The organism is Flectobacillus roseus (assembly GCF_030056595.1).
Lineage (GTDB): Bacteria > Bacteroidota > Bacteroidia > Cytophagales > Spirosomataceae > Flectobacillus > Flectobacillus roseus.
Genome location: NZ_JASHIF010000022.1, coordinates 15,100 through 39,324, shown reverse-complemented (window position 1 = coordinate 39,324; position 24,225 = coordinate 15,100). Strand labels below are relative to the sequence as shown.

Below are 24,225 nucleotides of genomic sequence, written 5' to 3'. Positions count from 1 at the left end.
TTGTTTATCAGGTTTTTTAAAATAAAAAGTATAGACTAATCCATAAAAATAGGTCTTTGAGGCCAAACTTCAGGGCTTGTATTGCCTTGTGAATATGTGTTTCGACGGTACGATGTGAAATATCTAGTTCGTCAGCAATTTCTTTTGCTTTTTTGCCTTCAAAGCGATTCATCAAAAATACTTTTTGGCACTGTTTAGGTAATGTGTTGATTATCAGTTCTATTTTTTGGTGTAACTCTTCATATTGCATGATTTGCTCGGGTAGTTCGGCACCTTCAATATGGTAGACTTTCTCAAGCGAATCACTTTGTTTAAACTCATTAGCCAGATAATTCAGGGCTCTATTACGTACTGCTCTAAACAAATAAGCACGATATGAGGTGGTAACTGATTGATAAGACTGGGTTTTCCAAAAATGACAAAAGACATCACTGACAATATCTTCGGCTACCTCTTTGATATATACGTACCTGATGGCGTGTGAGCAAAGTGCTCGGTAGTACATCCCAAAAAGTATTTCACAACCTTTTTGTGGATGCGTCTGAAAAGCAAGCTTTGCCGCTAGTTCAGCTCCATCAATAATTTTCCCCTCAGTCTCTGGTTGTGGTTCTACAAAGCCCAAAGTTGGATGATTATTTTCAGTAGTTATAGATTTAGGTTCTTGACGAATCATAGTTAAGTCTTTCACACATTTTGATGCTGTTATACTGTAAAGACAAAAAAGGCGTAAAAACTACGTAGTGTAAAATGATAATTTTTTAAAAATTTTAAGAAAAAGTATTTTTAATCTAATTTTTTAGGATTCAAAAAGAGATATATACCATAAAAAAGGTGCTGAATAAGTCTCCAGCACCTGTGTAAAAGTATTAATTGGGGATGCTGGATTTTTGATTTCGGAAGTATAGCATATTACTTAATCCTCAATCCCGAAATCAACAATCCAAAATCCGCTATCGAAAGATTTTTCCACTCTTTTCTAGTTCTTTATATTTGGCAATATACATTTTGTCAAGTTCTTCTGAATCTTTGTATTTGATACGCAATTGGGCTAGCTTTTTATGTAAATCTGCTTTGATTTTGGCATAGGCAGGGTCATTGTAGACATTTTTCAACTCATTTTTATCTTTCCTACGGTCGTATAATTCCCATTCATCTACATCATAATAGAAATGAATCAGCTTAAATTGTTCGGTCACGATGCCATAATGGCGTTTGACCATGTGCACACTTGGGTATTCGTAATAATGGTAATAGGCGGCATCTCTAAAGTTTTTGCCTTGGCCTTTAAAGATAGGAATCAGACTTTCGCCCTGCATATCTGAAGGAGGTTTGATACCCGCCGCTTCAAGAAAAGTCTGCGCAAAATCCAGATTTTGAACCATCTGAGAATTTTTAGAACCAGCTTTAATAATACCAGGCCATTTTACGATTAAGGGTGTTTTGAAAGATTCATCAAAAATAAAGCGCTTATCAAACCAGCCATGTTCGCCCAAATAGAATCCTTGGTCAGAAGTGTACACCACAATCGTGTTTTCGTCCAAACCGTTTTCCTTCAAAAAGTCTAATACTTTGCCTACCCCTTCATCCACCGATGCAATACAGCCTAGATAGTCTTGCATATAACGCTGATAACGCCACTGCATTTTTTCTTTTTCGGTCATGGTAGGGTACCTTTTGATAAACTCCTCATTCATAGGTCGGTAGGTGTCGTCCCAAATTTTTCTTTGTGCTGCATTCATACGACCAACCGTACCATTGTACAATGCTATATCATAAGAATGAGATTCTTTGATACCCAGTTTTTTCATATTTTCTGGGAAAATCTTTGAGTCACCTGCCCAATTCATGTGCTTGAGAAGGTTCATTTCGGCTTCTTTGGCGGCTGTTCCACGTCCTTCGTAATTATCAAAAAGGGTACTTGGCTCAGGGAAAGTTTTATGGATAAATTCTTTATAATGACGCTCCGCAGGAATCCATTCACGATGTGGAGCTTTATGCAAATACGCCAAAAAGAAAGGCTTTTCGGGGTCTCTTTCATTTTTGAGCCAGTTGAGTGTAATATCCGTAATCAGATCGGTCACATACCCGATAAGCTTTTTGGGACCTTCTTTTTTAGTAATAATATCAGGGTTGTAATAGTTGCCTTGATCGGGCAATATCTGAAACTCATCAAAGCCTTTGGGGTTATTGCCAAAATGCAACTTTCCGAACATAGCTGTCTGATAACCATTGGCTTGTAATAATTGTGGAAAGGTAATATTGGTCGTGTCGAATGGAAAATAGTTATCAATTTTACCATTGATATGGCTATGTTTTCCTGTTAAAATTACCGCTCGTGAAGGCGCACAAATTGAATTGGTAACGCAGGCATTGGTAAAAAGCATACCATCTTTGGCAATTCTGTCGATGTTGGGTGTGCTTGTCAAACGTTTATCATAAGCCGAAATAGCTTGATAAGCATGGTCATCAGACATGATGAATACAATGTTGGGACGTTTGGGCTTGTGTGGTTTTAGTGCCATAAATACACCAACGATACCTCCCAGTAGCAGTAGGATGACGGAAATTTTTTTCATAGATAGTTAAATGGTTGAAATTGGGCTTAAAGCTAGAAAATTACCATAATGTTTCAAAGTGATGCAATCAAAACTGGAAATATGTTTGAGCTAAAAAGTCGTAAACGCTATTTCGAATTTTGTTGGTTCAAATGTAATACCTAATTAAACAAAAAGAGTCTTGATTGCTCAAAACTCTTTTTGGAAACTAAATAGAAATATAAACTTCTCCTCTGCTTATCAGTCTTGCCGTTCGAATCACACCTGAAGACTTGATAACAACATCCTGATTATTAGTAGAATACTCTAGATTTACAGTGAATTCCCCTGATGGATGTTCGATGGAAAAGAAAGAGCTATTTTCTGTGAAATGGGCAATGTTTTTGGTAATGCTTTCAGGTAAAATACAAGCTGTAGCTACCGAAACAGCTGCCAAAACGCCAATAGCTTCGTGAACCACATGAGGTATAAACATACGTGTATGTACCACTCCCCCTTGGATAGGAGGAGCAATTAGACACATTTTAGGAATGGTTTGTTGACTAACGTCACCGAGTTGCATTTTTTCGCCAGCGATTAGCCGAATAGTTTCAATTTTTTGTTTTAACGACTCATTTTGTTCAAGTTCCGAGATACTTTCATAGCCATTCAACCCAAAGTCTGAGGCTCGCATGATTACTACGGGCATTCCATTGTCTATACAAGTTGCCTCAATTCCAAGAATCGTATCTATGCTATTGCGTGTAGGTAAAAGTGCGCCGCAAGTAGCGCCAACCGTTTCTAAATAATTACAAATAATAGGCGCTGAAGTTCCAACCACACCATCAATTTTGGTATTTCCATTATATTGTACTTGGTAATCAGGTGTTTGAACTACCACTTCACAAATTCCACCTGTATTTACCATACTTATTCTGGCACTTGTGGTCGGAGAATTTGCTTTGAAAATTCCGCTCTCAATCGCAAAAGGCAGAACGCCCGCTAACATATTTCCACAAGTTTGGAGCGTTGAAACCTTACCTTTACCTATCTGAACTTGTACAAAAAAGTAGTCTAAATCTGCCTCAGGAATTGATGAAGGACTGACAATGGCAATTTTACTACTCAACGATGACCCACCCCCCAAACCATCTATTTGACGATTATCGCCTTGAGTTGTTCCTTCAATAGCCGCAATAAGATACTGATTTCGAAGGTTTTCATCTTCTGGTAAATCTTTTTTCAAGAAAAAAAGTCCCTTTGAACTTCCCCCTCGAAAGTGCATATAAGGAATGGCTAATTGCATGATTTTAAGAGCTTTTCAAGGTTGTTTCTTGTGCCACGAGTAACTATTGGCTCAACTCCTTGGTCTTCCAACATTTCAATGACAGCCTCCATTTCGTGCATTCTACGCAAAGCGTGCGTGCGACTTCCTTCCACAAATCGGTCAATAAGTTCATCATTGCCACCAATCAGCGAACTAATTTGTCCTCGGATATAGTCTTCCATACCAAAAGCTTCTCCAGCTTCCATGGCTTCGCAGATAACTGCCGCTATGCCTTTGTAAACAATAGAGCGTAAAAGTTTTCGAGTTGCTGCATCTCCAATGATACTATTTTCGACTGAAGAAATATTGAGGTTCAAGGGTTTTACAAAATCTAAAAAATCTGAAGCATATTCTCCCGCCGCTAAAAAAGGCGTTAAAATGCCTTTAGGTGGAACTGGCGCCATAATAGCCAAATCGATGACTTTGATTTTGGTTGATGCTAAAATTTGGGCAATAGCCATTTTTTTCTGTGGACCAGAAGTATTCATTTCACAAAAAAACTGATGTGGTTTTGCAACAGTCGCTATTTCTTGAGCAATTTCTAAAGACGCAGATGATAAATTAACACTAAATATCACATCCGCATAGCTCACCGCTTCTGGATTACTCGAAACTAATTGAACATTTGGATGTAATTTATATGTTGGATTCGGGTCGTATCCCCAAATTTGATGTCCTTTTTTTGCTAAATCATTGGCAAAGCGAGAGCCAGCCTCGCCTAAACCTAATATGGCTATTTTCATGATATTCTTAATTTAAAACTTCAAAATATGCCTTTGTTGGAATTATTTCCAACAAACTTGCGCAAGCCACAAATCATCTATCTTATATTCATCCAGCTTGGCTAGTTGCTGACACGTATCTCGTTGGAAACAACTCCAACGATGGCATCTAATATCCAAACTTCTCATCCCAACCATAAATCTGCAAAGATGTTTTGCCTTGTCGAAGTTGTTCACGCACTCTTTCCTCCTTGGCTTCTCTGGCAATAGCTTTTTCGATAGTTTCTTCAATTTTTTCTTGAGGAATAATCACAACGCCATCTCTATCTCCAACGACAATATCTCCTGAGTTGATAAGAATATTGCCTATCATAATAGGCTCATTGAGCGTGCCATCACCATAATTGGAAGTTCCATGAATACACAGTCCCCGACTAAACACTGGAAAACCCATCTCTTCAATATCGTTGGCATCGCGTACACAGGCATCAATTACTAAACCATTGATTCCTTTAGTCTTAGCTCCTAAACTCATGAGATCACCCCAATAACCAGCTTCATAAAATCCTGAACAATTGGCAATTAGCACATCGCCAGCTTTTGCATAGGCATAGGCACGATGCAAAAGCATATTGTCGCGAGGCATAGTTTGAACGGTGAACGCAGGTCCGCAGACTTTCATATTTTTCGCAATCGGCTTGATAGCTGAGGGTAAATTCCCTTTTTTACCCATGGCTTCATGCAATGTAGCAGCCGAAAATTTGGCAAGTTCTTGTATTAAATCCATAACTTAAAAAATGGTGTTTGTGACTCTTGGTACTTGACTTAGATGCGCTTCGGCAAATTGAACATTCTTTTGTCCAGAAATTCTTCTTGCGTGATTTCCACGTCGAGAAGCCAACTCAGCGTAATAATCTCTTAAGTATTTTTGAGCCCCCATGCAGTCCATTGCTGCCATTTTTTTGTCCATTACTGAAGTAATATCTACGAAGGTATCTGGCAAAAAGCCACAAAGTTCTGGCTGATGTGGCTCGAATGAATACCAAGCTGGCGGGTCGATATTCTTGAATGCGCTCGGTACACCTGCTCCGCAAGACAACAGTCGAGCACGCTGCGTAGCTTGAAATGCTAAGGGATGGTCAGGATTGAAAGGGTCTTTTTCTGAATGGGTTAGGATAACAGTCGGCTCAAAATCACCGATAATATGGGTTAATTGGGTAATTCTTTCATCTGAAATCAACATTGGATAATCGCCCCAATCTAAGAATTGAATGGGTGTTCCTAGAATATCAGCCGCCTTTTGAGCCTGTTCATGACGAATTTCTTTTACATTATCGACACTTCGTTGTGGGTTTTCTTTCCACAATTCACCCGATTCGCCTCTTTCTCCGTATGACATACAAACGACGAGAGTTTCAGCCCCTTCTTCAAGGGCTTTGGCGATAGTGCCTGCTGAGCGCCAAACGAAATCCGCCGAATGAGCTCCTATGACTAATAATTTCTTGTTCATGATAATAATTGGTGGTTTGAAGAGACTTTATTTTAATAAAAAACTCAGCACTCAAAATTCAACATTCAAAACTCCTACAGGTCTTCTGGCATGGGTGTACCTCTTGTATGAAAGCTATCGACGGTTTTGAGTCCCCAAGCTTGCCCTTTCGAACGTTCCTCTCGGTTCCAGACAACGGTCTCATAATCAGGGTCTAAAATGAGTCTTGCCGTAGGATTAGCTATTTCAATTCTATTACCCCCTGGTTCATACACATACAGGAAAAATGTTTGCTGAATAGCGTGTTTATGTGGACCCGTTTCAATAAAAATACCATTTTCCAAAGCTATATCTGCTGCCAAAAGAACCTCTTCACGACTGTTTACGGCGTAAGTCAAATGATGAAAACGGCCCGATAATCCTGAGTGATCTTCGGTAATGGCAAGGTCATAAGATTTGGAATTTACCGAAACCCAAACACCTTTAGGCTGTTCATCAAATACAATAGTCTCTGTCATGCGACCGCCTAAAACCTTGAACTGGAAATCACTAAAGGCGACAATATCTTTGGCTAACAGATTGAGGTGGTCGATACGACGAACGTTCATCCCTCTCCCTGGAAATTTACTTGCCGTATTTTTGAGGGCTGATTTGTGTTGCTCGTCAGGTTGGTATTTACGGGTGTCAAAATAAATTTCTGCAAAATGTCCATCGGGATAGCGGAACATAAAAGTATCGCCATAGCCACATTCGCCCTCGTGCCAGCGAATACCCAGATTTGCTTGCTGTATTGCTTTTACGCGTCTTTCGAGAGCCGATTGACTGCGAGCACGCCAAGCAAAATGCCCAATACCTGCATGACGATGCGCTCGAAGCTTGAGGGTATAATGCTCATAATCGTCATAAGCCCGCAAATAGGCGCAATCCTCATGGGTTTCGACAAGCATCATCCCAAGAATTTCCGTGAAAAATCGGATACTCTCATCGAGTTTTGGTGTGAGTAATTCGACATGAGCCAAATGTGCCAATTCCCAAGTAATATCATCCATAACGAGTGGTTTTGTGTTGTTTAAAACGTATTACAAAATTAGGCTCATGCGAAGGTTTTATTAGGAGACTTTTTGTACTTTTAAGGATAAAATTCGAACATAATTCAATGGATTCACTCAAGAAAATTATCAATTTTGATGGGCTCTATGGGGATGAAAATGGCAAATATTCGTCTGAATATTTGTTTTTAGAACCTATCTCCACCAGAAGTAAAGAATTTGATTGGCAAATCAAACCACATATACATTTAAAACTTTTCCAAGTTTTTGTAGTAAAAAAAGGCTCACTTCGCTTTACAGATGCTATTTCCGAATACGAACTAAATGCACCTTGCTTGATGGTGATTCCTGCTATGGCATTACATGGACTTGTGTATCATCCAGATATAGAAGGGAGTATTTTGACTTTGTCGGAAAAAATCATTGAAGATATTTTTGAAACATCACACCCTATTTGGCAGACCTTCGAAAAAGTAAGAATTATACAGTCATTTGATGAAAGTGGTACATTCGAAAAAATGCTTTATCAGTTGGCATTGGCAGAGTACGAATTATTTAGTGAAAATCCAGAAAGAATGATGATGATTAAAGCTTGTTTGACCCAGTTTTTCTTGCATATTCATCGATTGGCTACACAAGACGCTGACCTTTCTGGAGATTCCTTACAAATGGCTTATTTTAGAAAGTTTTTACAAAATATCAAAAAGTCTTCGCACCAAAAAAGTATTCCTGATTTTGCGGAAGACTTAAACATTTCTGCCGTTCATTTGAATCGAATTTGTAAAGCTATCGCAGGCAAATCAGCCATAGAATTGGTGCACCAACATTTGATTCAAGAAGCCCAAAAGTATTTGCTACATACGTCTTATTCTATTTCGGAAATTGCCTACTTATTGGAATTTGAGTACCCAAATTATTTTGCCAAACTCTTCAAAAAACATATTGGTTTATCCCCCGCCGAATATCGACAAGTGGATAGGAGGTAGGTGTTTCAATGAATTTTATGTATTTTAGGCACAGTAATCTCCTAATATTCTATGTTTTATCAAGTATTTTCTCCCCAGCCAGCACTTCGAGAATTTGTGAATAATATCATGATTTTTCGACTTGATATGCCTGCCATAGGTAAAAATCCTACGGTGGTGCTACCTCCATTGGGGGAGCAATGCCTCTACTTTTATCCGCTAGAATCCCCTGTGAGTGAGTATCTGGACAAGGAGAAAATGATTAAACTATCACCGAGTATTTTGGTTGGGCCACAGGTGAATCGAGTTAAGTTGACGATGCCTTTTCATAGTTATACCGTCAAAGTCGGATTTCAACCTGGAGGATTATACAGAATTTTAGGTATTCCGATGAATGAAATGGTGATGGACGAATCGTTGGATAGTGTTTATTTTCTAGATAAAGAAATCCAATTTATCAATGAGCAACTTTGTGAGTTATCGAACCCAACTGATATTTTACAACTGGTCGAAGGGTTTCTACTCAAAAAAGCCCAGAAACTTAGACCAGTTTTGCCTGTAGACAAGGTGCTTTCATTAGTTCATCAAAAAGGAGGTTTGATGAAAGTTGAAGATATTGCTGAAAATGCCTGTGTTAGTACTCGCCAGTTAGAGCGGTTATTCCAACAAAGAATTGGTTTGCAACCTCGTTTTTTTACTCGCATTACTCGTTTTGCCAAAGCTTGGCGTATAAAAGAAAGCAATCCTCAAATCAAGTGGACTACTATTGCGTACGATTGTGGTTATTTTGACCAAATGCACTTAATTCGGGATTTTAAGACATTTTGTGGTAGTTCTCCCTCTGTGATAGAAGATGAAATTAAAGCCTCTTCCTTTACTTTGGGAGGTCAGTTGTAGAGCTAAACATGTCGCATTGATACTATTTTAGCCGATTGCTCCTTAATAATTTTGTCACTATAAAACTTAAACATTATAGTTATGAAATATCTACTTTTTATCTTGGCAACATGGGGATTTTCAACATTTACTTGTCTGGCACAAAATCAAGAACAAGACAAAGCGATTATTGAAGGACAAATAGATTTATTTTTTAAAGATTGGGAAAACCACAACTTCGAGAATATGGTCAATTATGCTACCGAAGATTCGGATTGGGTCAATGTAGTAGGTATGTGGTGGAAAAATCGGAAGGAGGTGATTTATGCGCATAATGTCTTTCACAAGGTTATGTTCAGGAATACTAAACTAACCAAAACATCTGTTCATACTAGATTCATTACCAAGGATGTAGCGATAGTTCGATTGTATTGGCACATGGGAGAATATACAACGCCAAGTGGCAATCATCATGACGAAGCTGAAAATATTGCGATGATGGTATTTGTAAAAAAAGCAGAAAAATGGCTTTTGACGGCTACCGAAAATTTGGTGATTGAAGAAGCTGCACAGAAAAGTAATCCAGTCAATCGAATGCCCAAAGAATAAATGACTGATAAAAATCTACTAGCTAGCAAGTCTATTTGCTAGCTAGTAGAAAACTAAAAACCTGAATTATTGAATGAAATGAGCAGCCATTTCATGTGCAAAACCAATAGAATTTTCTGGAGAAAATAACTCCTGAATATGTGCTTCTGAAAGAAATGACCTGATTTTGGCATTTTCTAAAGCTAATTTTTTCAAGTGTTTTCCTTGTGCTGTCGCTTCTTTACAGAGTTCTTCTACCATTTCATGAGCTTCACTTTTACCTATAGTTTCAGCCAAAGCAAAAGAGAGGTTTTCGGCATAAATCAATCCTTGTGTTATCTCCAAATTAGCTAACATTTTGTCAGGATTGACTTCTAAACCATTTGTCAACATACTCATTTGCCGTACACTTCCAGCGGTTAATTGTACCACTTGTGCCAGCGTTTCCCATTCAGAATGCCATGTGCCAGTCGCTCGCTCGTGGTCTTGTACTTGAGCACTCAACAGTGTTGCAATCAAATTAGGAACACGCTGTGCATTGGCTAAAATAGCAATAGACGAAACAGGATTTCGCTTGTGTGGCATGGTCGACGACCCGCCTTTACCTTTGCCTGCTGGTTCAAATACTTCGGCTATTTCAGTTTGCATCAACAGACTAATATCTTTGGCGATTTTTCCTAAACTCCCCGAAAGAATACCTAAAGCTGAGGCTATTTCTACGACAAAATCCCGCTGGGTATGCCATGAAATGGGATGATATTCGAGACCCATATTGGATGCCATACGCTGTGCAATAGCTAATCCTTTTTGTGGCATACTCGCCAAAGTTCCGACTGCACCACCCAATTGAAGATAGTATTTCAAAGATTCCAATCGTTGTTTAGCTCTTTGAAGACTATCTATCCAAATGGCTACTTTGTAATCAAAACTGATTGGGCGAGCTTGTTGCATAAAAGAACGACCTATCAAAAAAGTGCCTTGATGCGCTAATGCCAAAACCTTCAATTGCTCTATACTTTGGGTCAATAAAGGAAGCATCAAATGAATAGCCTCTTTGCACTGCAACATCATGGCAGTATCAATCACATCTTGACTGGTAGCACCAAAATGAACAAATTTTGATGCATCAGCATTTTCAGCCTTTACAACGGCCGTTAGCTGCTTTACCAAAGGAATAGCAATATTTCCTCCCAAACCTACCTGTATAGCTATTTGAGATATAACTATTTTTTCAACCTTACAACTATGCGCTATGATTTCTGAAAATTGACTAGGAATAAACTGGCATTCTGCCTGAGCTTTTGCTAAATGAGCTTCAAAATCAAGGAGATACTGAATACTTTTTTCAGAAGTATATAGTTCACTTATCCGATTGTCGTAAAATAAGGTTTGAAATAAATCATTCATGAGCGATTGATTTTAGCTAAAATGATACCTTCTCAATAATTACAGCATATCCTTGACCAACACCCACGCACATCGTACAAAGGGCGTAGCGTTTGTTTTGCTTATGTAATTCAAGACTAGCCGTTTGAATTAATCGAGTACCTGACATACCAAGTGGGTGCCCCAAGGCAATAGCACCACCATTAGGATTGATTCGAGGGTCGTCATCGGCTAAACCTAAGGCTCTTGTACAAGCCAAAGATTGAGCAGCGAATGCTTCGTTAAGCTCAATGATATCGATTTGGTCAAGGGTCAAACCTGCTCTTTCTAAGGCTTTCTGGGTTGCTGGAACTGGACCAATACCCATAATTCTAGGCTCAACACCAACGACTGCCGAAGATACAACTTTTGCCAAAGGTTTTAAACCATATTTTACAACAGCTTCTTCAGAGGCTAAATACATAGCGGCTGCGCCATCGTTCAAGCCAGAGGCATTACCAGCGGTTACACTACCACCTTCTTTTTTGAAGGCAGGTCGTAATTGTGCCAGTTTTTCCAAAGAAGTTTGTGGTTTGACAAACTCATCTTTTTCAAATGAAACAAATTCCTCCTTTTTAGGACTAATACTTACCGCAATAATCTCTTCCGCCAATCGACCATTTGACTGTGCTTGTGTTGCTTTTTGTTGTGAGCGAAAAGCAAATAAATCTTGGTCTTCACGACTGATACCATATAGCTCGACTAGATTTTCGGCGGTAACGCCCATGGCATCAGTGCCATACATTTTGTACATCAGTGGATTAACAAACCGCCAACCAAAGCTAGAATCAAACATTTGGGCGTCATTGCCAAAAGGTTTTGAAGTTTTGGAAATGACCCAAGGACCACGAGTCATGTGTTCCATGCCCCCCGCAATCATAATTTCAGCATCGCCTGTTTGAATCGCACGACTGGCATTAATGACCGCCGACATCCCCGAAGCACAAAGTCTATTGACTGTTTCGCCAGCGATGGTATAGGGTAATCCTGCCAGAAGCAACGCCATACGAGCGACATTTCGGTTGTCTTCTCCTGCTTGGTTGTGACAACCCAAAATCACATCGCCAATGCTTTCGACGGGTATTTGTGGATTACGAGCTACTAGCTCTTTGATGACTAGCGCTGCCAGATCGTCGGCACGAACACTTGAAAGACTTCCGCCAAAACTTCCGATGGGAGTGCGTACGGCGTCAATAATATAGGCTGTTTTCATGAGAGTTTTTCGATAAATTGTGCTGCAGTTTTAGCTCTTACTTCTTCGATAGTAACATTCGGCATAAGCTCAATAAGCGTAAGTTTTCCTTCTGGATAAGCAAAAACCGCTAAATCGGTAATAACCAAATCGACCACGCCTTCGGCTGTAAGTGGAAGGGTACAAGTTGGAACGACTTTTGAAGTTCCGTCTGGGTCGGCATGAGTGAGTGTGACAATCAATTTTTTGGCTCCTGAAGCCAAGTCCATTGCACCACCTACTCCCAAAAGCGGCTTCCCTGGCACTGCCCAGTTGGCTAGATTGCCTTTTTCATCTACTTCCAAACCACCCATAATAGCCACATCAACATGTCCACCACGAATCATGGCAAAGGAATCTGCACTATCAAAATAGCTACTTCCTTTGAGAGCCGTAACAGGAATTTTTCCAGCGTTGACAGGATAATCCATTGCTCCACCGCCATCTTCAGGTGCTGGGCCGACCCCTAGCATTCCATTTTCGGTATGAAGAATAATACCATCTTCAGGTTTGATTAAATCCGCGACAAGGGTCGGAATACCAATCCCTAGGTTGACAACATCGCCATTTTTCAGTTCGGCAAAAGCTCGCTTAGCCATTTGCATACGTGATTCGCTCACTTTCTTACCTCTATTGACGGATGCCGATGAGCCCAAATCTTCTGGCGTAACCTTAGCTTCGACCAAATAATCAACAAAACATCCTGGTGTATGAATAAAATTGGGGTCTATTTCACCTACAGGAACGATTTCTTCCACCTCAGCAATCACCAAATCGGCTGCAGTCGCCATCGCACGATTGAAGTTTTGCTCTGTCATTCTGTAGGTTAAATTTCCCGCAGTATCGGCTTTCCAAGCTCTGATGAAGGCTACATTTCCACGAATACCTTCGATGAAAACTTGTTCTTGACCATTAATCATTTTGGTATCTCTTCCTTTGGCAATGAGTGTGCCTACTGAAGTTGGGGTATAAAAACCGCCTATTCCAGCGCCCCCAGCACGAATGGCTTCAGCTAAAGTACCTTGTGGCAGAAGTTCATACTCTACCTCACCTGATTGTGCAGCTTTTACGGCATCGGGATTACTGGTAAAAAATGAACCAATCATTTTACTGATTTGACCATTTAGCAATAGTTTGCCCCCTCCAAGGTTGGGTTCGCCAACGTTATTACCGATGAATGTGAGATTTTTGGTTTGAGTTTTAGCAAGCGCATGAAGCAAATGAACAGGATTGCCTGTCATACCAAAGCCCCCACCCAACAAAACATCGCCATCTTTGACCAATGCTGCGGCTTCTTCTACCGTAATTTGTGGTACTTGTTTCATGATTTTTAAGTGATTTAGAAAGTAACCATGAAGTATTTCGACCTGAAACAAACCTCTATATCAAAATCTTTGTCTGTTCGGGTCGATTTACAACAAATACTTACTTCATGAGAATTTTTTTATACGTCAAAAAATACTGTTTCCTGTTCGCCTTGCATGAAGATATCCCATTGATAGACAATACCTTCTGGAGTTTCTTGTCGTTGAGCAATGAGTGTATCTCTTCTTTCTTCAGGAACAGTATTTAGAATAATATCCTTTTGATTTTCAGCTATTTCATCCGAAAAATATAGCCTTGTGTAAGCGTGAGTCAACAGACCACGCATGAAAACCACTACGGTAATATGAGGCGCTTGTCCGTCAACCGAAGCGGGTTTGATAGTCTGAAAAATAAACTGCGCTTCTGGATCAGTTCCCGTTCCAAATCGTCCGAAACCTTTAAAATCTGAATCTGTAGGGTTATATTGACCTTTGGCATCTGCCTGCCAAATTTCAATCATAGCATCAGGTATTGCTTGACCTTGTCCGTCAAGAACTTTTCCTTTGATAGTAATGGGTTCCCCCTTTGTGTTTGGGGTACGCAAATTGCCAGTGGCAACACTGGTGTGATTGTATAAATATTGTTCTGGACTGAGTCCATACGCAAAATATGGACCTACTGTCTGAGAAGGAGTCTGTATCATTGATTTTCGAATGGAGTAGCGTTTTGTCCTCTTAATACGATGTCAAAATTATATCCCAAGGCAAAATCTGGCTGGGTAAGAGATAAGTCAAATTGTGATACCAAAAGATGTCTAGCTTTTTCTGGAACTCCCTGATAAATAGGGTCATATTGCAACAACGGGTCGCCGGGGAAATACATTTGAGTGACCAAACGATTCGTAATATTTGACCCAAACAAAGAAAAATGAATATGGTTAGGTCGCCACGCATTTGGGTGATTGCCCCAAGGATATGCCCCAGGTTTGATAGTCATAAAAGTATAACGACCGTTCTCATCGGTCACACAGCGCCCGCCACCAAAAAAATTTGGGTCGAGGGGAGCATTGTGCTGATCCACTTTATGAATATATCGACCGGCGGCGTTGGCTTGCCAAATTTCTACTAAAGTATTTTTGATAGGTCGACCATCGATGTCTAAGATTCTTCCCGAAACTACGATACGTTCTCCGAGCGGCTCACCGTTCCGAATGCCGTTTTTGGTAAGGTCATTGTCATATTTCCCAATACTTTCTTGCCCATAAACAGGACCTGTCGACTCCGAAAGCGTATGCTTCATCGGAATTAAAGGCTTTGAGGGTGCTCTAAAAACGGTTGATTTATAATCGGGATATAAATAGGGAGGATGTACTTCCCAATCTCTTGGATGCTGATTCATGTGTTAAATGATTGAAGGTTTTGACTAAAATCCTTTTTGTTCAAGTTCTTGGTAAACTTTCTTAGCTACCTTATAGGCACTATTCGAGCAAGGAACACCTGCATAAATTCCTAAATGCAGGAGTACTTCTTTGACATCTGACACGCTTGCTCCTGTATTTTGAGTTGCTCTGATATGCATAGCCAGTTCTTCTTCGTGACCTAATGAGGCTAAAATGGCAATAGTAATCATACTACGCTCTCGTTTGCTAAGTTCAGGTCTTGACCAAACCAATCCCCAAGCACTTTGGGTTATATATGACTGAAAATCAGCATCAAAACTACTTTTATTAGCTTCTGCTCTGTCTACATGAGCATTGCCCAAAACGGCTCGACGGGTTTTTATTCCAAGCTCATAAAGTGATTCGGTACTTGGTGCAAAAGCAAAAGCATAGATGAGTGAAAGCAATTTTTCAGGAGCGTCTACACAAGGAATATGTCCCGATCCTTCCATTTCTTCAAGTGAGGCGTGAGGCATCAAATCGACTAATGATTTTACTAATTCTGGAGTAGTCGAAAGGTCTTCGGAGCCAACCACACACAAGGTTTCTGCTTGGATTTTTTGAACATTTTCTGTTAAATCTGCATCTCGAATGGCCTCACAACATTGGATATAGCCTTTTGGGCAACATCTCTCAAGCATTGTTCGATACCCAATAAGCTCGGATACTTGTGTATTGCGAAAGCTTTCGGGAAACCATTTTTCCATTACGGCATCCGAAATACCTGCCAGTCCCACGGTATTTACCTGTTCGATTCGCTGATTCCAGCTGGTGGAAGTTCCTATTTTATGAGCTGTATCACAAAGAATCAACTTTTGCACTCGTTCAGGGTGGCGTTCTGCAAAAAGCATTGCTACTCGACCGCCTACAGATAAACCAACTGGAATACATTGTTGTATTTTTAGCGCATCAAGCAAACCAACTAGGTCTTCGTAATAACTTTGCATACCATGCGTAATAGCTGCCGTTTGCGATAGTCCATGCCCACGTTTGTCATAACACAGTACATTGGCGACATCGACCAAGCCCTCAACGACTTTATCCCAGATTCTGAAGTCGGTACCGAGAGAATTGATAAAAACAAAAGTGGTTTCTTTCTGATGGTTAATCCATTTGTAATGAATATTTAAACCATTGATATTAATAAAGTTAGCCATTAAGATATAGGAGGTTATTTCAAATTTCTTTCAGACCTACATAGTTTTCGGCAATGGTAGTTGCTTGGGCCTTGGAGATACCGATATAATCAAATTTTGATTTTTGGAGTAAATTTTCAAACGAACCGTGGGGCGCTTGCTTATGAAATAGATAAGTCATAAAGTTCGAAAAATCCTGTGCACGCCAAATTCTTCTCAAACAGTCCTGCGAATAGCTTTGAAGAAGGCTATCATCTTGATTTTCGTACCAATTAGTTAAAGCAGAAGCAAGAAAACGAATATCAGCAACGGCCAAATTCAAGCCTTTCCCGCCTGTAGGTGGTACGATATGAGCGGCATCGCCCGCCAAAAACAAGCGTCCGTGTTGCATGTTATCAATCATGAAGCTACGCATGGGCGTAATACTTTTTTCGAAAATGGGGCCACTTTGTAAGTTCCAGCCCTCTGTGCCCAAGCGGATAGATAGCTCTTCCCAGATTTTTTCATCTGACCAATTATCTACGGTATCATCGTTATCTACTTGAATATATAAGCGGCTAACTGTCTCAGAACGAAGGCTATGCAATGCAAAACCTCTTTCATGATAAGCATAAATAAGTTCGTCTGACGATGGTGCAACATTGGCCAAAATACCTAGCCAACTAAAAGGATATTCGATTCTAAATTCGTTGTAAGTCTCTTTGGGCAAATGCTGACGACCAATACCATGATAGCCATCACAACCCGCTACAAAGTCGCAAGTCAACTCATGTTCTTCGCCATTATGTTGGTAAAAAATACTTGGATTGTCGGTTTCGATACCTTCGATATGCTTAGCATGAGCCTCAAAAACAATTTCAATTCCTCTATCTAAATTGGCTTGAATCAAATCTTTGACTACCTCTTGTTGCCCATAAATCGTGATGCATCTTCCTCCTGTTAATTCTTTAAAAGGAACACGTTGACGAACACCATTGAAGCTCAAATAAACTCCATGATGCTCAAGTCCCTCTTTATCAAGACGTTCTGAAGCACCTAGTTCACGAATTAAATCAACCGTATTTTGTTCCAACAAACCTGCTCGAACACGTGATTCTACATATTGGCGGCTGCGGTTTTCAAGAATGGTACAATCGATTCCTTTTCTTTGTAGTAATAAGGCAAGCGTAAGTCCAGCAGGGCCTGCTCCAATGATACCGACTTTGGTTGAGTGCTTCATCGTGAGTTTATGATAGATTTTTCGTTAAATATGAATCAAAGACTGACTAGAATTTCGTTGATGAAGCAAAGATAGAGGAGATTTAGAGGTTAATTTTTGGACGAAATGCGGTATTATTTGGACAAAATAAACATTGCTATTACCTTGTGAACTAAAAATATAAATAATTTACCTTGAAAAGGTTATATCTCTAGGAATGACTAAAGCACTTGTTGAATGAAAAATAGGATTATTAATTATTCGGGCCTTTATGGCGATGCGCAACGACGTTGGTTGCCTGACTTTGTGCATTGCGAACCTTTGGAGGCTCGGAGTCAACTACATAACTGGCAAATAGAATCGCATATCCATACCGATTTATGGCAAATATTTTGTCTGGAGGACGGCGAGGCTAAAATTATGAGTGCGCATCATACTTGGCAAACGCAGGGAATGACCTTGGTTATCATTCCGCCAAACACCTTGCATGGTTTCGAGTTTGTGGCTGGTTTATCGGGGATAGTGCTTACAGTATCTTCGTCTTATTGGGATAGGTTATTGCAAACTGCCCCTTCGATTAGCTTGTCTTTTCAAGAAATGACTTGTTTTTTATTAGAAAAAACATCTGATAACTTTCAGAAAATCAAAAAGCTAATAGAGAGAATTAGAGAAGAAGAAAACAGTACCTATCTAGAAAAAAACTTTTCGATACAAACTACTTTAGGCATGATTTGTATCGAAATTTTCCGATTGGCTAGCGCTCAAAATGAACAAAAATTTGTGAGTAACCAACGTAGTTTATCGATTTATCGAAACTTTGTCAAAAGTATTAAAGAATCCTACAGTCCTCAAAAAAGTATTACGCAATATGCTGAAGAACAGAAAATTACGATTGTACATCTCAATCGGGTTTGTCGTAGTGTGACAGACAAATCTGCTATTCAGTGTGTGCATGATTTTTTTGTAGAAGAAGCTAAAAAATATCTTTTGTACACCAATTTGAGTATTGCAGAAGTGGCATATCAGGTCAATTTTGATGATCCAGCCTATTTTTCAAGGCTCTTTAAAAAAGTGGTAGGAATATCTCCGAAAGACTTTAAGGAGAAAAGTAGAAATCTCTATTTCTGATTCTCATTAATATGGTTTTACTTTGAGAAAGTAATTTGTAATGATTGATTTTACCTAAAAATTTTACTTATAAACATTGTAAAATGGCGCAAAAACAGGCTATTGCTAAGATTCCAGTATTAAATCCCTCCCAATTTGATGAATATTTGTTTGGGACATGGAAGCCTGTAGTATCTAAAGTCTATAATCAATTCCACATTGAGCGAGTTGAACATTATAAGACTCACCTGCAATTGCCTCTACAGCCACATCGTCGATTGGTATATTTTATGATTTTTTTGACGAAAGGAAAAGTGCTACGAAGTAAAGGGCTGACGCAATACGAAATAGGACCGAATACATTGTTTGCCTTACCTGCCGACCAGATCACTTCGATAGAGTTTGTCAGCGAGGATGCCGAAGGGTATTATCTTCATTTTCTACCCGAAATATTTCAACAAAAACGATTTAATCTTCCTGTTTTTAAAGAACTTCCCTTCTTTCAATTTACAGGAAATCCTGTGTTTGAATTAATTGAAAATAAGCAAGTTATTGAGCTATTTGAGTTGATTTTACAAGAATATAAAAAGAATCAACCCGAGCGATTTGAACTTTTACCTTTGTATTTAACCACCCTTCTGACTGAATTAAAATTACAAGAAAAAAGTCAGCCAAAATCTCTTCAAAATGCTGCTACTCACCTGACTCAACGCTACAAAGATGCTTTGTCAAGTTTGATTTATAAGAAAAAATCGGTTCAGGAATTTGCCGAATATTTATCTGTATCCCCCAACCATTTACACAAATCTGTTAAAATAACTACAGGAAAATCAGCACATGAATTACTAGAGGAAATGAGAATTTTGGAAGCAAAAGTCTTACTGAGTCAAACAGATTTGAGTATCGGAGAAATTGCCTTTCGTTTGGGAAAAGTTGACCCAAGCGACTTTAGTCGTTTTTTTAAAGCAAAAACACTTTTAACTCCAAAACAATATAGAAATAATTCTAATTGATTGTTTTTGCATAATATTACTTTGAAATAGCCTATTTATTCTCTTTCAAACGCTACAATTTTGTATCACCCTTGAGTACAATACTTTAAATAATCAAAAGGCGGTAACGTCATTTGAAAAAATACTAAAATACCCCTTCAATCCAATTTTAATACTCATTAACTATGAAACCTCCTTTTAGAGCTGACCATGTGGGAAGTTTGCTTCGCACTGCATCTGTAAAAACAAATCGTCATAAGTGGAAATTAGGCAATCTTCCAGCTGAAGAATTACGGGCTATCGAAGATGCTGCTATTCTGGAAACCGTCAAAAAGCTTGAATCGACAGGTATGAAAGCTATTACTGATGGCGAATTTCGCAGAGATTATTTCCATTTAGACTTTTTGAAAGAGCTTGCGGGGGTGACAGTAACAGGAGGTATGGACGCCAATCCAAATGCTAAAGTGGCGGAAGATGGCTTCAAACCTCCTGTTTTAAGTGTTACAGGAAAACTCCAACACCAAAAAGATATTCAAGTCGCAGATTTTAATTATCTAAAATCTATCGTTACCCAAACTCCCAAAGTAAGCATTCCATCGCCAACCATGATTCACTTTCGTGGTGGTCGCAAATCGATTGACATTCAGGCTTACCCAGATATGGATGAGTTTTTTCATGATTTATCACAAGCTTACAAACAAGAAATAGATCATTTGTACGCTGCGGGATTACGTTATTTACAATTAGACGATACCAATTTGGCGTATCTGTGCGACCCCAAAATGCGCGCTGCTGCAGCCGAAAGAGGCGAAGACCCAAATGAGTTGCCACGCACTTACGCAGCTCTTATCAACTCAGTGATTGACAATCGTCCAAGTGATTTGACCGTTGGTATTCACCTTTGCCGTGGAAATTACCGAAGCACTTGGTTTGCTGAAGGTGGCTACGAACCTGTAGCAGAAATTCTCTTCAACGAAATCAATGTGGACGCCTACTTCTTGGAATACGATGATGAAAGAAGCGGCGATTTTGCTCCTTTAAGATTTGTACCTAAAAACAAGCATGTGGTTTTGGGTATTATTTCTTCAAAAGTAAAAGAGCTAGAAAATATCGATGATTTGTGTAAACGCATTGACGAAGCAGCGCAATATATGCCACTCGAAAACCTTTGTGTGAGTCCACAATGCGGTTTTTCTTCAACACACCACGGCAATGACCTAACCCACGATGACCAATGGCGTAAGATTGAATTGGTCGTAAATACTGCCATCAAAGTTTGGGGAGAAGCCTAAAACGTAGCGTAATTCAACAATTTCTGAATAGAAGAATCCTAAACGGTTATGTTTAAAAAAATATTTCTTTTGCTATTGCTCGCACACAGTTTGGTGGCGCAAGTCGCAAAGATTGATTCTGGACAACTTAATGGCGCTAGATACCGCATTCTTTTTCCTCCTAACTGGAAAGGCAAATTAGTGATGTATGCACACGGGTATGAATTTATGGGTACAAAACCGCTTCAAAGCCAGAATCCTGAATTTATTAGTCGTATGAGCCCATTTTTGTCAAGAGGCTTTGCTGTGGCTGCGTCTGATTACCAATACCAAGGTTTTGCACTTCCGCAAGGAGTAGATGATACCGAGAGTTTACGACAGTATTTTGTTAAGCAATACGGAAAACCCGACTCTACTTTTATGGTTGGGCATTCGATGGGCGGTGGTATTACAGTAGCTACTATCGAAAATTTTGGCGAAAACTATCACGGAGGTTTACCGCTTTGTCCTTTGTCAAGTAGACCCTATTTACAGTGTCGCAAAGAATTTGACATGTATGCGACCTTCAACGGGCTGTTCCCTGGCATTGTACCATCACTCAAAGAAATTTTTGATTTAAACAAAAAGCCTAATCCAAGTGAGGGTGGTCGCGCGATGGTTGCCAAAGCCATGGCAATCCGAAAAGCAATGATGAGTAAAGACTCTGTCTTGGCAATGGCTTTTGCCAAGCGTTTTGATTTGAAATTGGACGACTTGCCTTTTTCACTATTCTTTAACGAAAATGTGCTCAGAGATTTAGCCCAAAAATCAGGTGGAAATCCTTTTGATAATATGAACACCGTGTACAGTGGATTTCCTGATAATGACTTGGTCAATCACAAAGCTGAACGTTTGGAGGCAACTGTAAATCCGAATATTATTTTCGAAAAATATGATAGAACTGGTAATATCAACAAACCCGTTTTCTTGCTGCATACCGTTTATGATCAATTGATTCCTCCGACTTATGGAGTGGTAAATTTTGAAAATATGGTGCATCATCAACAGAAAGACCAGTTTTTCAAAGTGCGATATACCACTGGACAAGGGCATTGTGTATTTACAGCTCAACAAACGGGTAATGCGTTTGATGAACTAAGAAACTGGGTAAAATCGGGGCAAAAACCTGCTGGAGATATTTGGATGAAATAAACACTTGTAGAAAGATATGATTGATATTCAGAAAGTTGTTGCTATTGATGTGCATACGCATGCCGAAGTATCGTGTTGTCAACCTCACGATGATTATCGGAGTGAGTTTGATGAAGCTTTTGCTAAATATTTCAAATCCGATAAACGCCCCACGATTCAAGAAACGGCGGATTATTATCGTGAAAGAAATATGGCTTTTGTGATGTTTACGGTAGATTCTGAATTTAATGTTGGCAAGCGTCGAATTCCCAATATCGAAGTCGCCGAAGGTGCCCTAAAAAACGATGATGTCATGATTGCCTTTGCGAGTATCGACCCTCACAAAGGGCGTATGGGAGCAAGGGAAGCTAGAGATTTGATTGAAAATTATGGGGTGAAAGGCTTTAAGTTTCATCCGACAGTACAGGGATTTTATCCGCAAGATAAAATGGCATATCATCTCTATGAAGTCATTGCTGAGTATCAACTGCCCATGCTTTTTCACTCAGGACATTCTGGATTTGGGAGTGGTGTTCGTGGTGGTGGCGGACTTCGGTTAGAGTACTCAAATCCGATTCATTTAGATGATGTAGCCATTGATTTTCCAGATTGTCCGATAATTATTGCGCATCCGAGCTGGCCTTGGCAAGATGAAGCCTTGTCTGTAGCGATGCACAAACCCAATGTGTATATTGATTTAAGTGGTTGGTCGCCCAAGTATTTCCCGCCACAACTGGTTCAATATGCCAATACTTTGCTGAAAGACAGGATGTTATTCGGAACGGACTTCCCGCTGATTACGCCGGAAAGATGGATTAAAGACTTTGACGAAGCAGGTTTTAAGGAACAAGTAAAACCTTTGATTCTGAAAGAAAATGCCATTAAGATGCTTAAGCTCCAAAAGAATTGAGAATTGCGAATGAGTGAATTGTGAATTTTTTAAAGTGGAATAATTCACAATTCACTCATTCGCAATTCTTAACTAAATCAATAATTTATGTCCCACGTAACGATGAATCAACCTGTGAAGATGACTTCTTTGCAGTACAGCAGCATATTGGTTTGTTTTCTGATGAATATGCTTGATGGTATGGATGTGATGGTGATTTCGTATGCTGCACCAGCCATTACCAAGGCCTGGAGTATCGGAGCCGAAGCTTTGGGGTTGGTATTCAGTTCAGGGTTGGTGGGAATGTCGGTTGGTGCTTTGATGATTGCACCTTATGCGGATAAATTTGGACGTAAAAAAATGATGATTATCAGTGCTTTATTGATGGGGTTGACGATTTTTATCACCTCTTTTGCAGAATCTGTTAATCAATTAATATTTTTTCGTTTTATCAATGGTTTAGGTATTGGTTGTATGCTGGCAAGCACCGCTGCATTGACTTCTGAATATGCCCCCGCTAATACCAAAGATTTTTGGGTAAGTTTTGCCCTTTCAGGATATCCGATTGGTGCCGTTTTATCAGGAATTGTAGCGGCCAAAATTATTCCTACTTATGGTTGGCATTCGATTTTTCAATTGGCGGGATGTTGTACATTAGCTTCTGTACCAGTAGTTTACTTCTTTCTGGCAGAATCTTTAGAATTCTATTTGAAGTCTCAGCCCCTTGGGTCTTTGGAAAAAGCTAATGATTTACTCGTGAAAATGGGAAGAGAACCCATCTCAACATTACCCGAAAAACCACAGGTTCATCAGAAAGTACCAATTAAATTATTATTGAGTCAAGAATTTAGAATTTCAACTTTTCAATTATGGATAGCTTTGTTTTTATCCTTTGCCACACTCTATTTCTTGACCAGTTGGATACCGAAATTGGCATCTACCGCAGGACTATCTATTGAACTTGCCATTTATGCTGGAACTGTTTTTAACCTAGGGGCATTTGTAGGAATCATTACGCAAGGATATTTTTCAAGTAAATATGGATTGAAAAAAACGATAGGAACCATATTGTTGCTAACAGCGATTTTGATGGCCATTTTCAAGGTCTTTGTTGGAACAGATTGGATACTTTTGGTATTCGGACTACTTGGGTTTGGTATACAAGGAGGCTTTGTAGGTTTGTATGCCGTTTCGGCACGTATATACCCAACCGAATTCCGAACTACAGGCGTTGGTTGGTCAATTGGTATTGGTCGACTAGGAGGTATTATTGGCCCAGCCGTTGGTGGTGTTTTAATTGGATTAGGATTATCTATGAGTACCAATTTTCTGATTTTTGCGATTCCAACTGCTCTTGCAGGACTTATGACTTGGTATCTGTCTACTGATAAGGTTAGTTGAAGCAGTATCAGTGCTGAATGATGAATTGTGAATTGCGAATGGAAATTTATAATTCACAACATCTTAAGACGCAACTCTGATTAAATACTATTTTGAACGATTACCTAACCCT

At 39.5% G+C, this 24,225-nt stretch carries 23 protein-coding genes; 9 read left to right on the top strand and 14 right to left on the bottom strand.

Annotated features, from left to right (window positions below; all coding sequences use genetic code 11):
* Positions 1-16 precede the first annotated feature (16 nt).
* The 7 genes from QM524_RS21150 to QM524_RS21120 form a co-directional block, all read right to left on the bottom strand.
* Entirely contained in the window at positions 17-688 is a 672-nt protein-coding gene (locus QM524_RS21150) for an RNA polymerase sigma-70 factor (protein ID WP_283346105.1), read from the bottom strand.
* A gap of 262 nt (positions 689-950) precedes the next feature.
* Entirely contained in the window at positions 951-2,576 is a 1,626-nt protein-coding gene (locus QM524_RS21145; RefSeq protein ID WP_283346104.1) for a sulfatase family protein, read from the bottom strand.
* 187 nt (positions 2,577-2,763) lie between these two features.
* Entirely contained in the window at positions 2,764-3,840 is a 1,077-nt protein-coding gene (locus QM524_RS21140; RefSeq protein ID WP_283346103.1) for a 4-oxalomesaconate tautomerase, read from the bottom strand.
* Positions 3,831-4,604 (bottom strand): DUF1932 domain-containing protein, encoded by a 774-nt coding sequence (locus QM524_RS21135; RefSeq protein ID WP_283346102.1) that lies wholly within the window; start codon positions 4,602-4,604, stop codon positions 3,831-3,833. The genes QM524_RS21140 and QM524_RS21135 overlap by 10 nt, the downstream gene beginning before the upstream one ends.
* Before the next feature lie 148 nt (positions 4,605-4,752).
* Positions 4,753-5,370, bottom strand: a complete 618-nt coding sequence (locus QM524_RS21130) for a 4-carboxy-4-hydroxy-2-oxoadipate aldolase/oxaloacetate decarboxylase (RefSeq protein ID WP_283346101.1) — start codon at positions 5,368-5,370, stop codon at positions 4,753-4,755.
* Between the two features lie 3 nt (positions 5,371-5,373).
* Positions 5,374-6,093, bottom strand: coding sequence for a PIG-L deacetylase family protein (locus QM524_RS21125; RefSeq protein ID WP_283346100.1), 720 nt, complete (start codon positions 6,091-6,093; stop codon positions 5,374-5,376).
* 74 nt (positions 6,094-6,167) lie between these two features.
* Positions 6,168-7,121 carry a VOC family protein gene (locus QM524_RS21120; RefSeq protein WP_283346099.1) on the bottom strand — a complete coding sequence of 318 codons (954 nt, stop codon included), beginning with the start codon at positions 7,119-7,121 and terminating at the stop codon, positions 6,168-6,170.
* Between the two features lie 107 nt (positions 7,122-7,228).
* Here QM524_RS21120 and QM524_RS21115 point away from each other — a divergent pair, with 107 nt between their 5' ends.
* The 3 genes from QM524_RS21115 to QM524_RS21105 all read left to right on the top strand — a co-directional run bounded on the left by QM524_RS21115 (position 7,229) and on the right by QM524_RS21105 (position 9,571).
* Positions 7,229-8,107, top strand: coding sequence for a helix-turn-helix domain-containing protein (locus QM524_RS21115; protein ID WP_283346098.1), 879 nt, complete (start codon positions 7,229-7,231; stop codon positions 8,105-8,107).
* Between the two features lie 51 nt (positions 8,108-8,158).
* On the top strand, positions 8,159-8,983 hold the full coding sequence (locus QM524_RS21110; protein WP_283346097.1) for a helix-turn-helix domain-containing protein: 825 nt from the start codon (positions 8,159-8,161) through the stop codon (positions 8,981-8,983).
* 81 nt (positions 8,984-9,064) lie between these two features.
* Positions 9,065-9,571, top strand: a complete 507-nt coding sequence (locus tag QM524_RS21105) for an SgcJ/EcaC family oxidoreductase (protein WP_283346096.1) — start codon at positions 9,065-9,067, stop codon at positions 9,569-9,571.
* Positions 9,572-9,637: 66 nt separating this feature from the next.
* On the opposite strand, the gene pcaB is transcribed toward QM524_RS21105, so the two are convergent.
* The 7 genes from pcaB to QM524_RS21070 form a co-directional block, all read right to left on the bottom strand.
* On the bottom strand, positions 9,638-10,957 hold the full coding sequence (gene pcaB, locus QM524_RS21100) for a 3-carboxy-cis,cis-muconate cycloisomerase (RefSeq protein WP_283346095.1): 1,320 nt from the start codon (positions 10,955-10,957) through the stop codon (positions 9,638-9,640).
* Positions 10,958-10,973: 16 nt separating this feature from the next.
* Entirely contained in the window at positions 10,974-12,188 is a 1,215-nt protein-coding gene (pcaF, locus tag QM524_RS21095; protein ID WP_283346094.1) for a 3-oxoadipyl-CoA thiolase, read from the bottom strand.
* Positions 12,185-13,531, bottom strand: a complete 1,347-nt coding sequence (locus tag QM524_RS21090) for a 3-oxoacid CoA-transferase (protein WP_283346093.1) — start codon at positions 13,529-13,531, stop codon at positions 12,185-12,187. The genes pcaF and QM524_RS21090 overlap by 4 nt, the downstream gene beginning before the upstream one ends.
* A gap of 119 nt (positions 13,532-13,650) precedes the next feature.
* Positions 13,651-14,214, bottom strand: coding sequence for a protocatechuate 3,4-dioxygenase subunit alpha (pcaG, locus tag QM524_RS21085; RefSeq protein ID WP_283346092.1), 564 nt, complete (start codon positions 14,212-14,214; stop codon positions 13,651-13,653).
* Positions 14,211-14,909 carry a protocatechuate 3,4-dioxygenase subunit beta gene (pcaH, locus tag QM524_RS21080; RefSeq protein WP_283346091.1) on the bottom strand — a complete coding sequence of 233 codons (699 nt, stop codon included), beginning with the start codon at positions 14,907-14,909 and terminating at the stop codon, positions 14,211-14,213. Before pcaH ends, pcaG begins: the two co-directional genes overlap by 4 nt.
* Positions 14,910-14,933: 24 nt before the next feature.
* A complete protein-coding gene (gene pcaDC / locus QM524_RS21075; protein ID WP_283346090.1) occupies positions 14,934-16,106 on the bottom strand; it encodes a bifunctional 3-oxoadipate enol-lactonase/4-carboxymuconolactone decarboxylase PcaDC in 1,173 nt (390 codons plus the stop codon).
* Between the two features lie 19 nt (positions 16,107-16,125).
* Complete coding sequence (locus QM524_RS21070) at positions 16,126-17,304, bottom strand: 4-hydroxybenzoate 3-monooxygenase (protein WP_283346089.1); 1,179 nt, start codon at positions 17,302-17,304, stop codon at positions 16,126-16,128.
* 216 nt (positions 17,305-17,520) lie between these two features.
* Here QM524_RS21070 and QM524_RS21065 point away from each other — a divergent pair, with 216 nt between their 5' ends.
* From QM524_RS21065 to QM524_RS21040, 6 genes are all read left to right on the top strand, one after another.
* A complete protein-coding gene (locus QM524_RS21065) occupies positions 17,521-18,411 on the top strand; it encodes a helix-turn-helix domain-containing protein (protein ID WP_283346088.1) in 891 nt (296 codons plus the stop codon).
* Between the two features lie 83 nt (positions 18,412-18,494).
* Positions 18,495-19,403 carry a helix-turn-helix domain-containing protein gene (locus tag QM524_RS21060; protein ID WP_283346087.1) on the top strand — a complete coding sequence of 303 codons (909 nt, stop codon included), beginning with the start codon at positions 18,495-18,497 and terminating at the stop codon, positions 19,401-19,403.
* A 164-nt stretch (positions 19,404-19,567) separates the two neighbouring features.
* Positions 19,568-20,674 carry a 5-methyltetrahydropteroyltriglutamate--homocysteine S-methyltransferase gene (locus QM524_RS21055; protein WP_283346086.1) on the top strand — a complete coding sequence of 369 codons (1,107 nt, stop codon included), beginning with the start codon at positions 19,568-19,570 and terminating at the stop codon, positions 20,672-20,674.
* Between the two features lie 48 nt (positions 20,675-20,722).
* Positions 20,723-21,844, top strand: coding sequence for an alpha/beta hydrolase family protein (locus QM524_RS21050; protein ID WP_283346085.1), 1,122 nt, complete (start codon positions 20,723-20,725; stop codon positions 21,842-21,844).
* 16 nt (positions 21,845-21,860) lie between these two features.
* Positions 21,861-22,733: an amidohydrolase family protein gene (locus QM524_RS21045; protein ID WP_205690921.1), complete on the top strand. Its 873-nt coding sequence runs from the start codon at positions 21,861-21,863 to the stop codon at positions 22,731-22,733.
* A gap of 87 nt (positions 22,734-22,820) precedes the next feature.
* Positions 22,821-24,113, top strand: a complete 1,293-nt coding sequence (locus tag QM524_RS21040; RefSeq protein ID WP_283346084.1) for an MFS transporter — start codon at positions 22,821-22,823, stop codon at positions 24,111-24,113.
* Positions 24,114-24,225 lie beyond the last annotated feature (112 nt).

Excerpts from the sequence above, each read along its gene's own strand:
- QM524_RS21145 (WP_283346104.1), bottom strand. The coding sequence starts at position 2,576 with ATGAAAAAAATTTCCGTCATCCTACTGCTACTGGGAGGTATCGTTGGT.
- QM524_RS21140 (WP_283346103.1), bottom strand. The coding sequence starts at position 3,840 with ATGCAATTAGCCATTCCTTATATGCACTTTCGAGGGGGAAGTTCAAAG.
- QM524_RS21135 (WP_283346102.1), bottom strand. The coding sequence starts at position 4,604 with ATGAAAATAGCCATATTAGGTTTAGGCGAGGCTGGCTCTCGCTTTGCC.
- QM524_RS21130 (WP_283346101.1), bottom strand. The coding sequence starts at position 5,370 with ATGGATTTAATACAAGAACTTGCCAAATTTTCGGCTGCTACATTGCAT.
- QM524_RS21125 (WP_283346100.1), bottom strand. The coding sequence starts at position 6,093 with ATGAACAAGAAATTATTAGTCATAGGAGCTCATTCGGCGGATTTCGTT.
- QM524_RS21120 (WP_283346099.1), bottom strand. The coding sequence starts at position 7,121 with ATGGATGATATTACTTGGGAATTGGCACATTTGGCTCATGTCGAATTA.
- QM524_RS21115 (WP_283346098.1), top strand. The coding sequence starts at position 7,229 with ATGGATTCACTCAAGAAAATTATCAATTTTGATGGGCTCTATGGGGAT.
- QM524_RS21110 (WP_283346097.1), top strand. The coding sequence starts at position 8,159 with ATGTTTTATCAAGTATTTTCTCCCCAGCCAGCACTTCGAGAATTTGTG.
- QM524_RS21105 (WP_283346096.1), top strand. The coding sequence starts at position 9,065 with ATGAAATATCTACTTTTTATCTTGGCAACATGGGGATTTTCAACATTT.
- pcaB (WP_283346095.1), bottom strand. The coding sequence starts at position 10,957 with ATGAATGATTTATTTCAAACCTTATTTTACGACAATCGGATAAGTGAA.
- pcaF (WP_283346094.1), bottom strand. The coding sequence starts at position 12,188 with ATGAAAACAGCCTATATTATTGACGCCGTACGCACTCCCATCGGAAGT.
- QM524_RS21090 (WP_283346093.1), bottom strand. The coding sequence starts at position 13,531 with ATGAAACAAGTACCACAAATTACGGTAGAAGAAGCCGCAGCATTGGTC.
- pcaG (WP_283346092.1), bottom strand. The coding sequence starts at position 14,214 with ATGATACAGACTCCTTCTCAGACAGTAGGTCCATATTTTGCGTATGGA.
- pcaH (WP_283346091.1), bottom strand. The coding sequence starts at position 14,909 with ATGAATCAGCATCCAAGAGATTGGGAAGTACATCCTCCCTATTTATAT.
- pcaDC (WP_283346090.1), bottom strand. The coding sequence starts at position 16,106 with ATGGCTAACTTTATTAATATCAATGGTTTAAATATTCATTACAAATGG.
- QM524_RS21070 (WP_283346089.1), bottom strand. The coding sequence starts at position 17,304 with ATGAAGCACTCAACCAAAGTCGGTATCATTGGAGCAGGCCCTGCTGGA.
- QM524_RS21065 (WP_283346088.1), top strand. The coding sequence starts at position 17,521 with ATGAAAAATAGGATTATTAATTATTCGGGCCTTTATGGCGATGCGCAA.
- QM524_RS21060 (WP_283346087.1), top strand. The coding sequence starts at position 18,495 with ATGGCGCAAAAACAGGCTATTGCTAAGATTCCAGTATTAAATCCCTCC.
- QM524_RS21055 (WP_283346086.1), top strand. The coding sequence starts at position 19,568 with ATGAAACCTCCTTTTAGAGCTGACCATGTGGGAAGTTTGCTTCGCACT.
- QM524_RS21050 (WP_283346085.1), top strand. The coding sequence starts at position 20,723 with ATGTTTAAAAAAATATTTCTTTTGCTATTGCTCGCACACAGTTTGGTG.
- QM524_RS21045 (WP_205690921.1), top strand. The coding sequence starts at position 21,861 with ATGATTGATATTCAGAAAGTTGTTGCTATTGATGTGCATACGCATGCC.
- QM524_RS21040 (WP_283346084.1), top strand. The coding sequence starts at position 22,821 with ATGTCCCACGTAACGATGAATCAACCTGTGAAGATGACTTCTTTGCAG.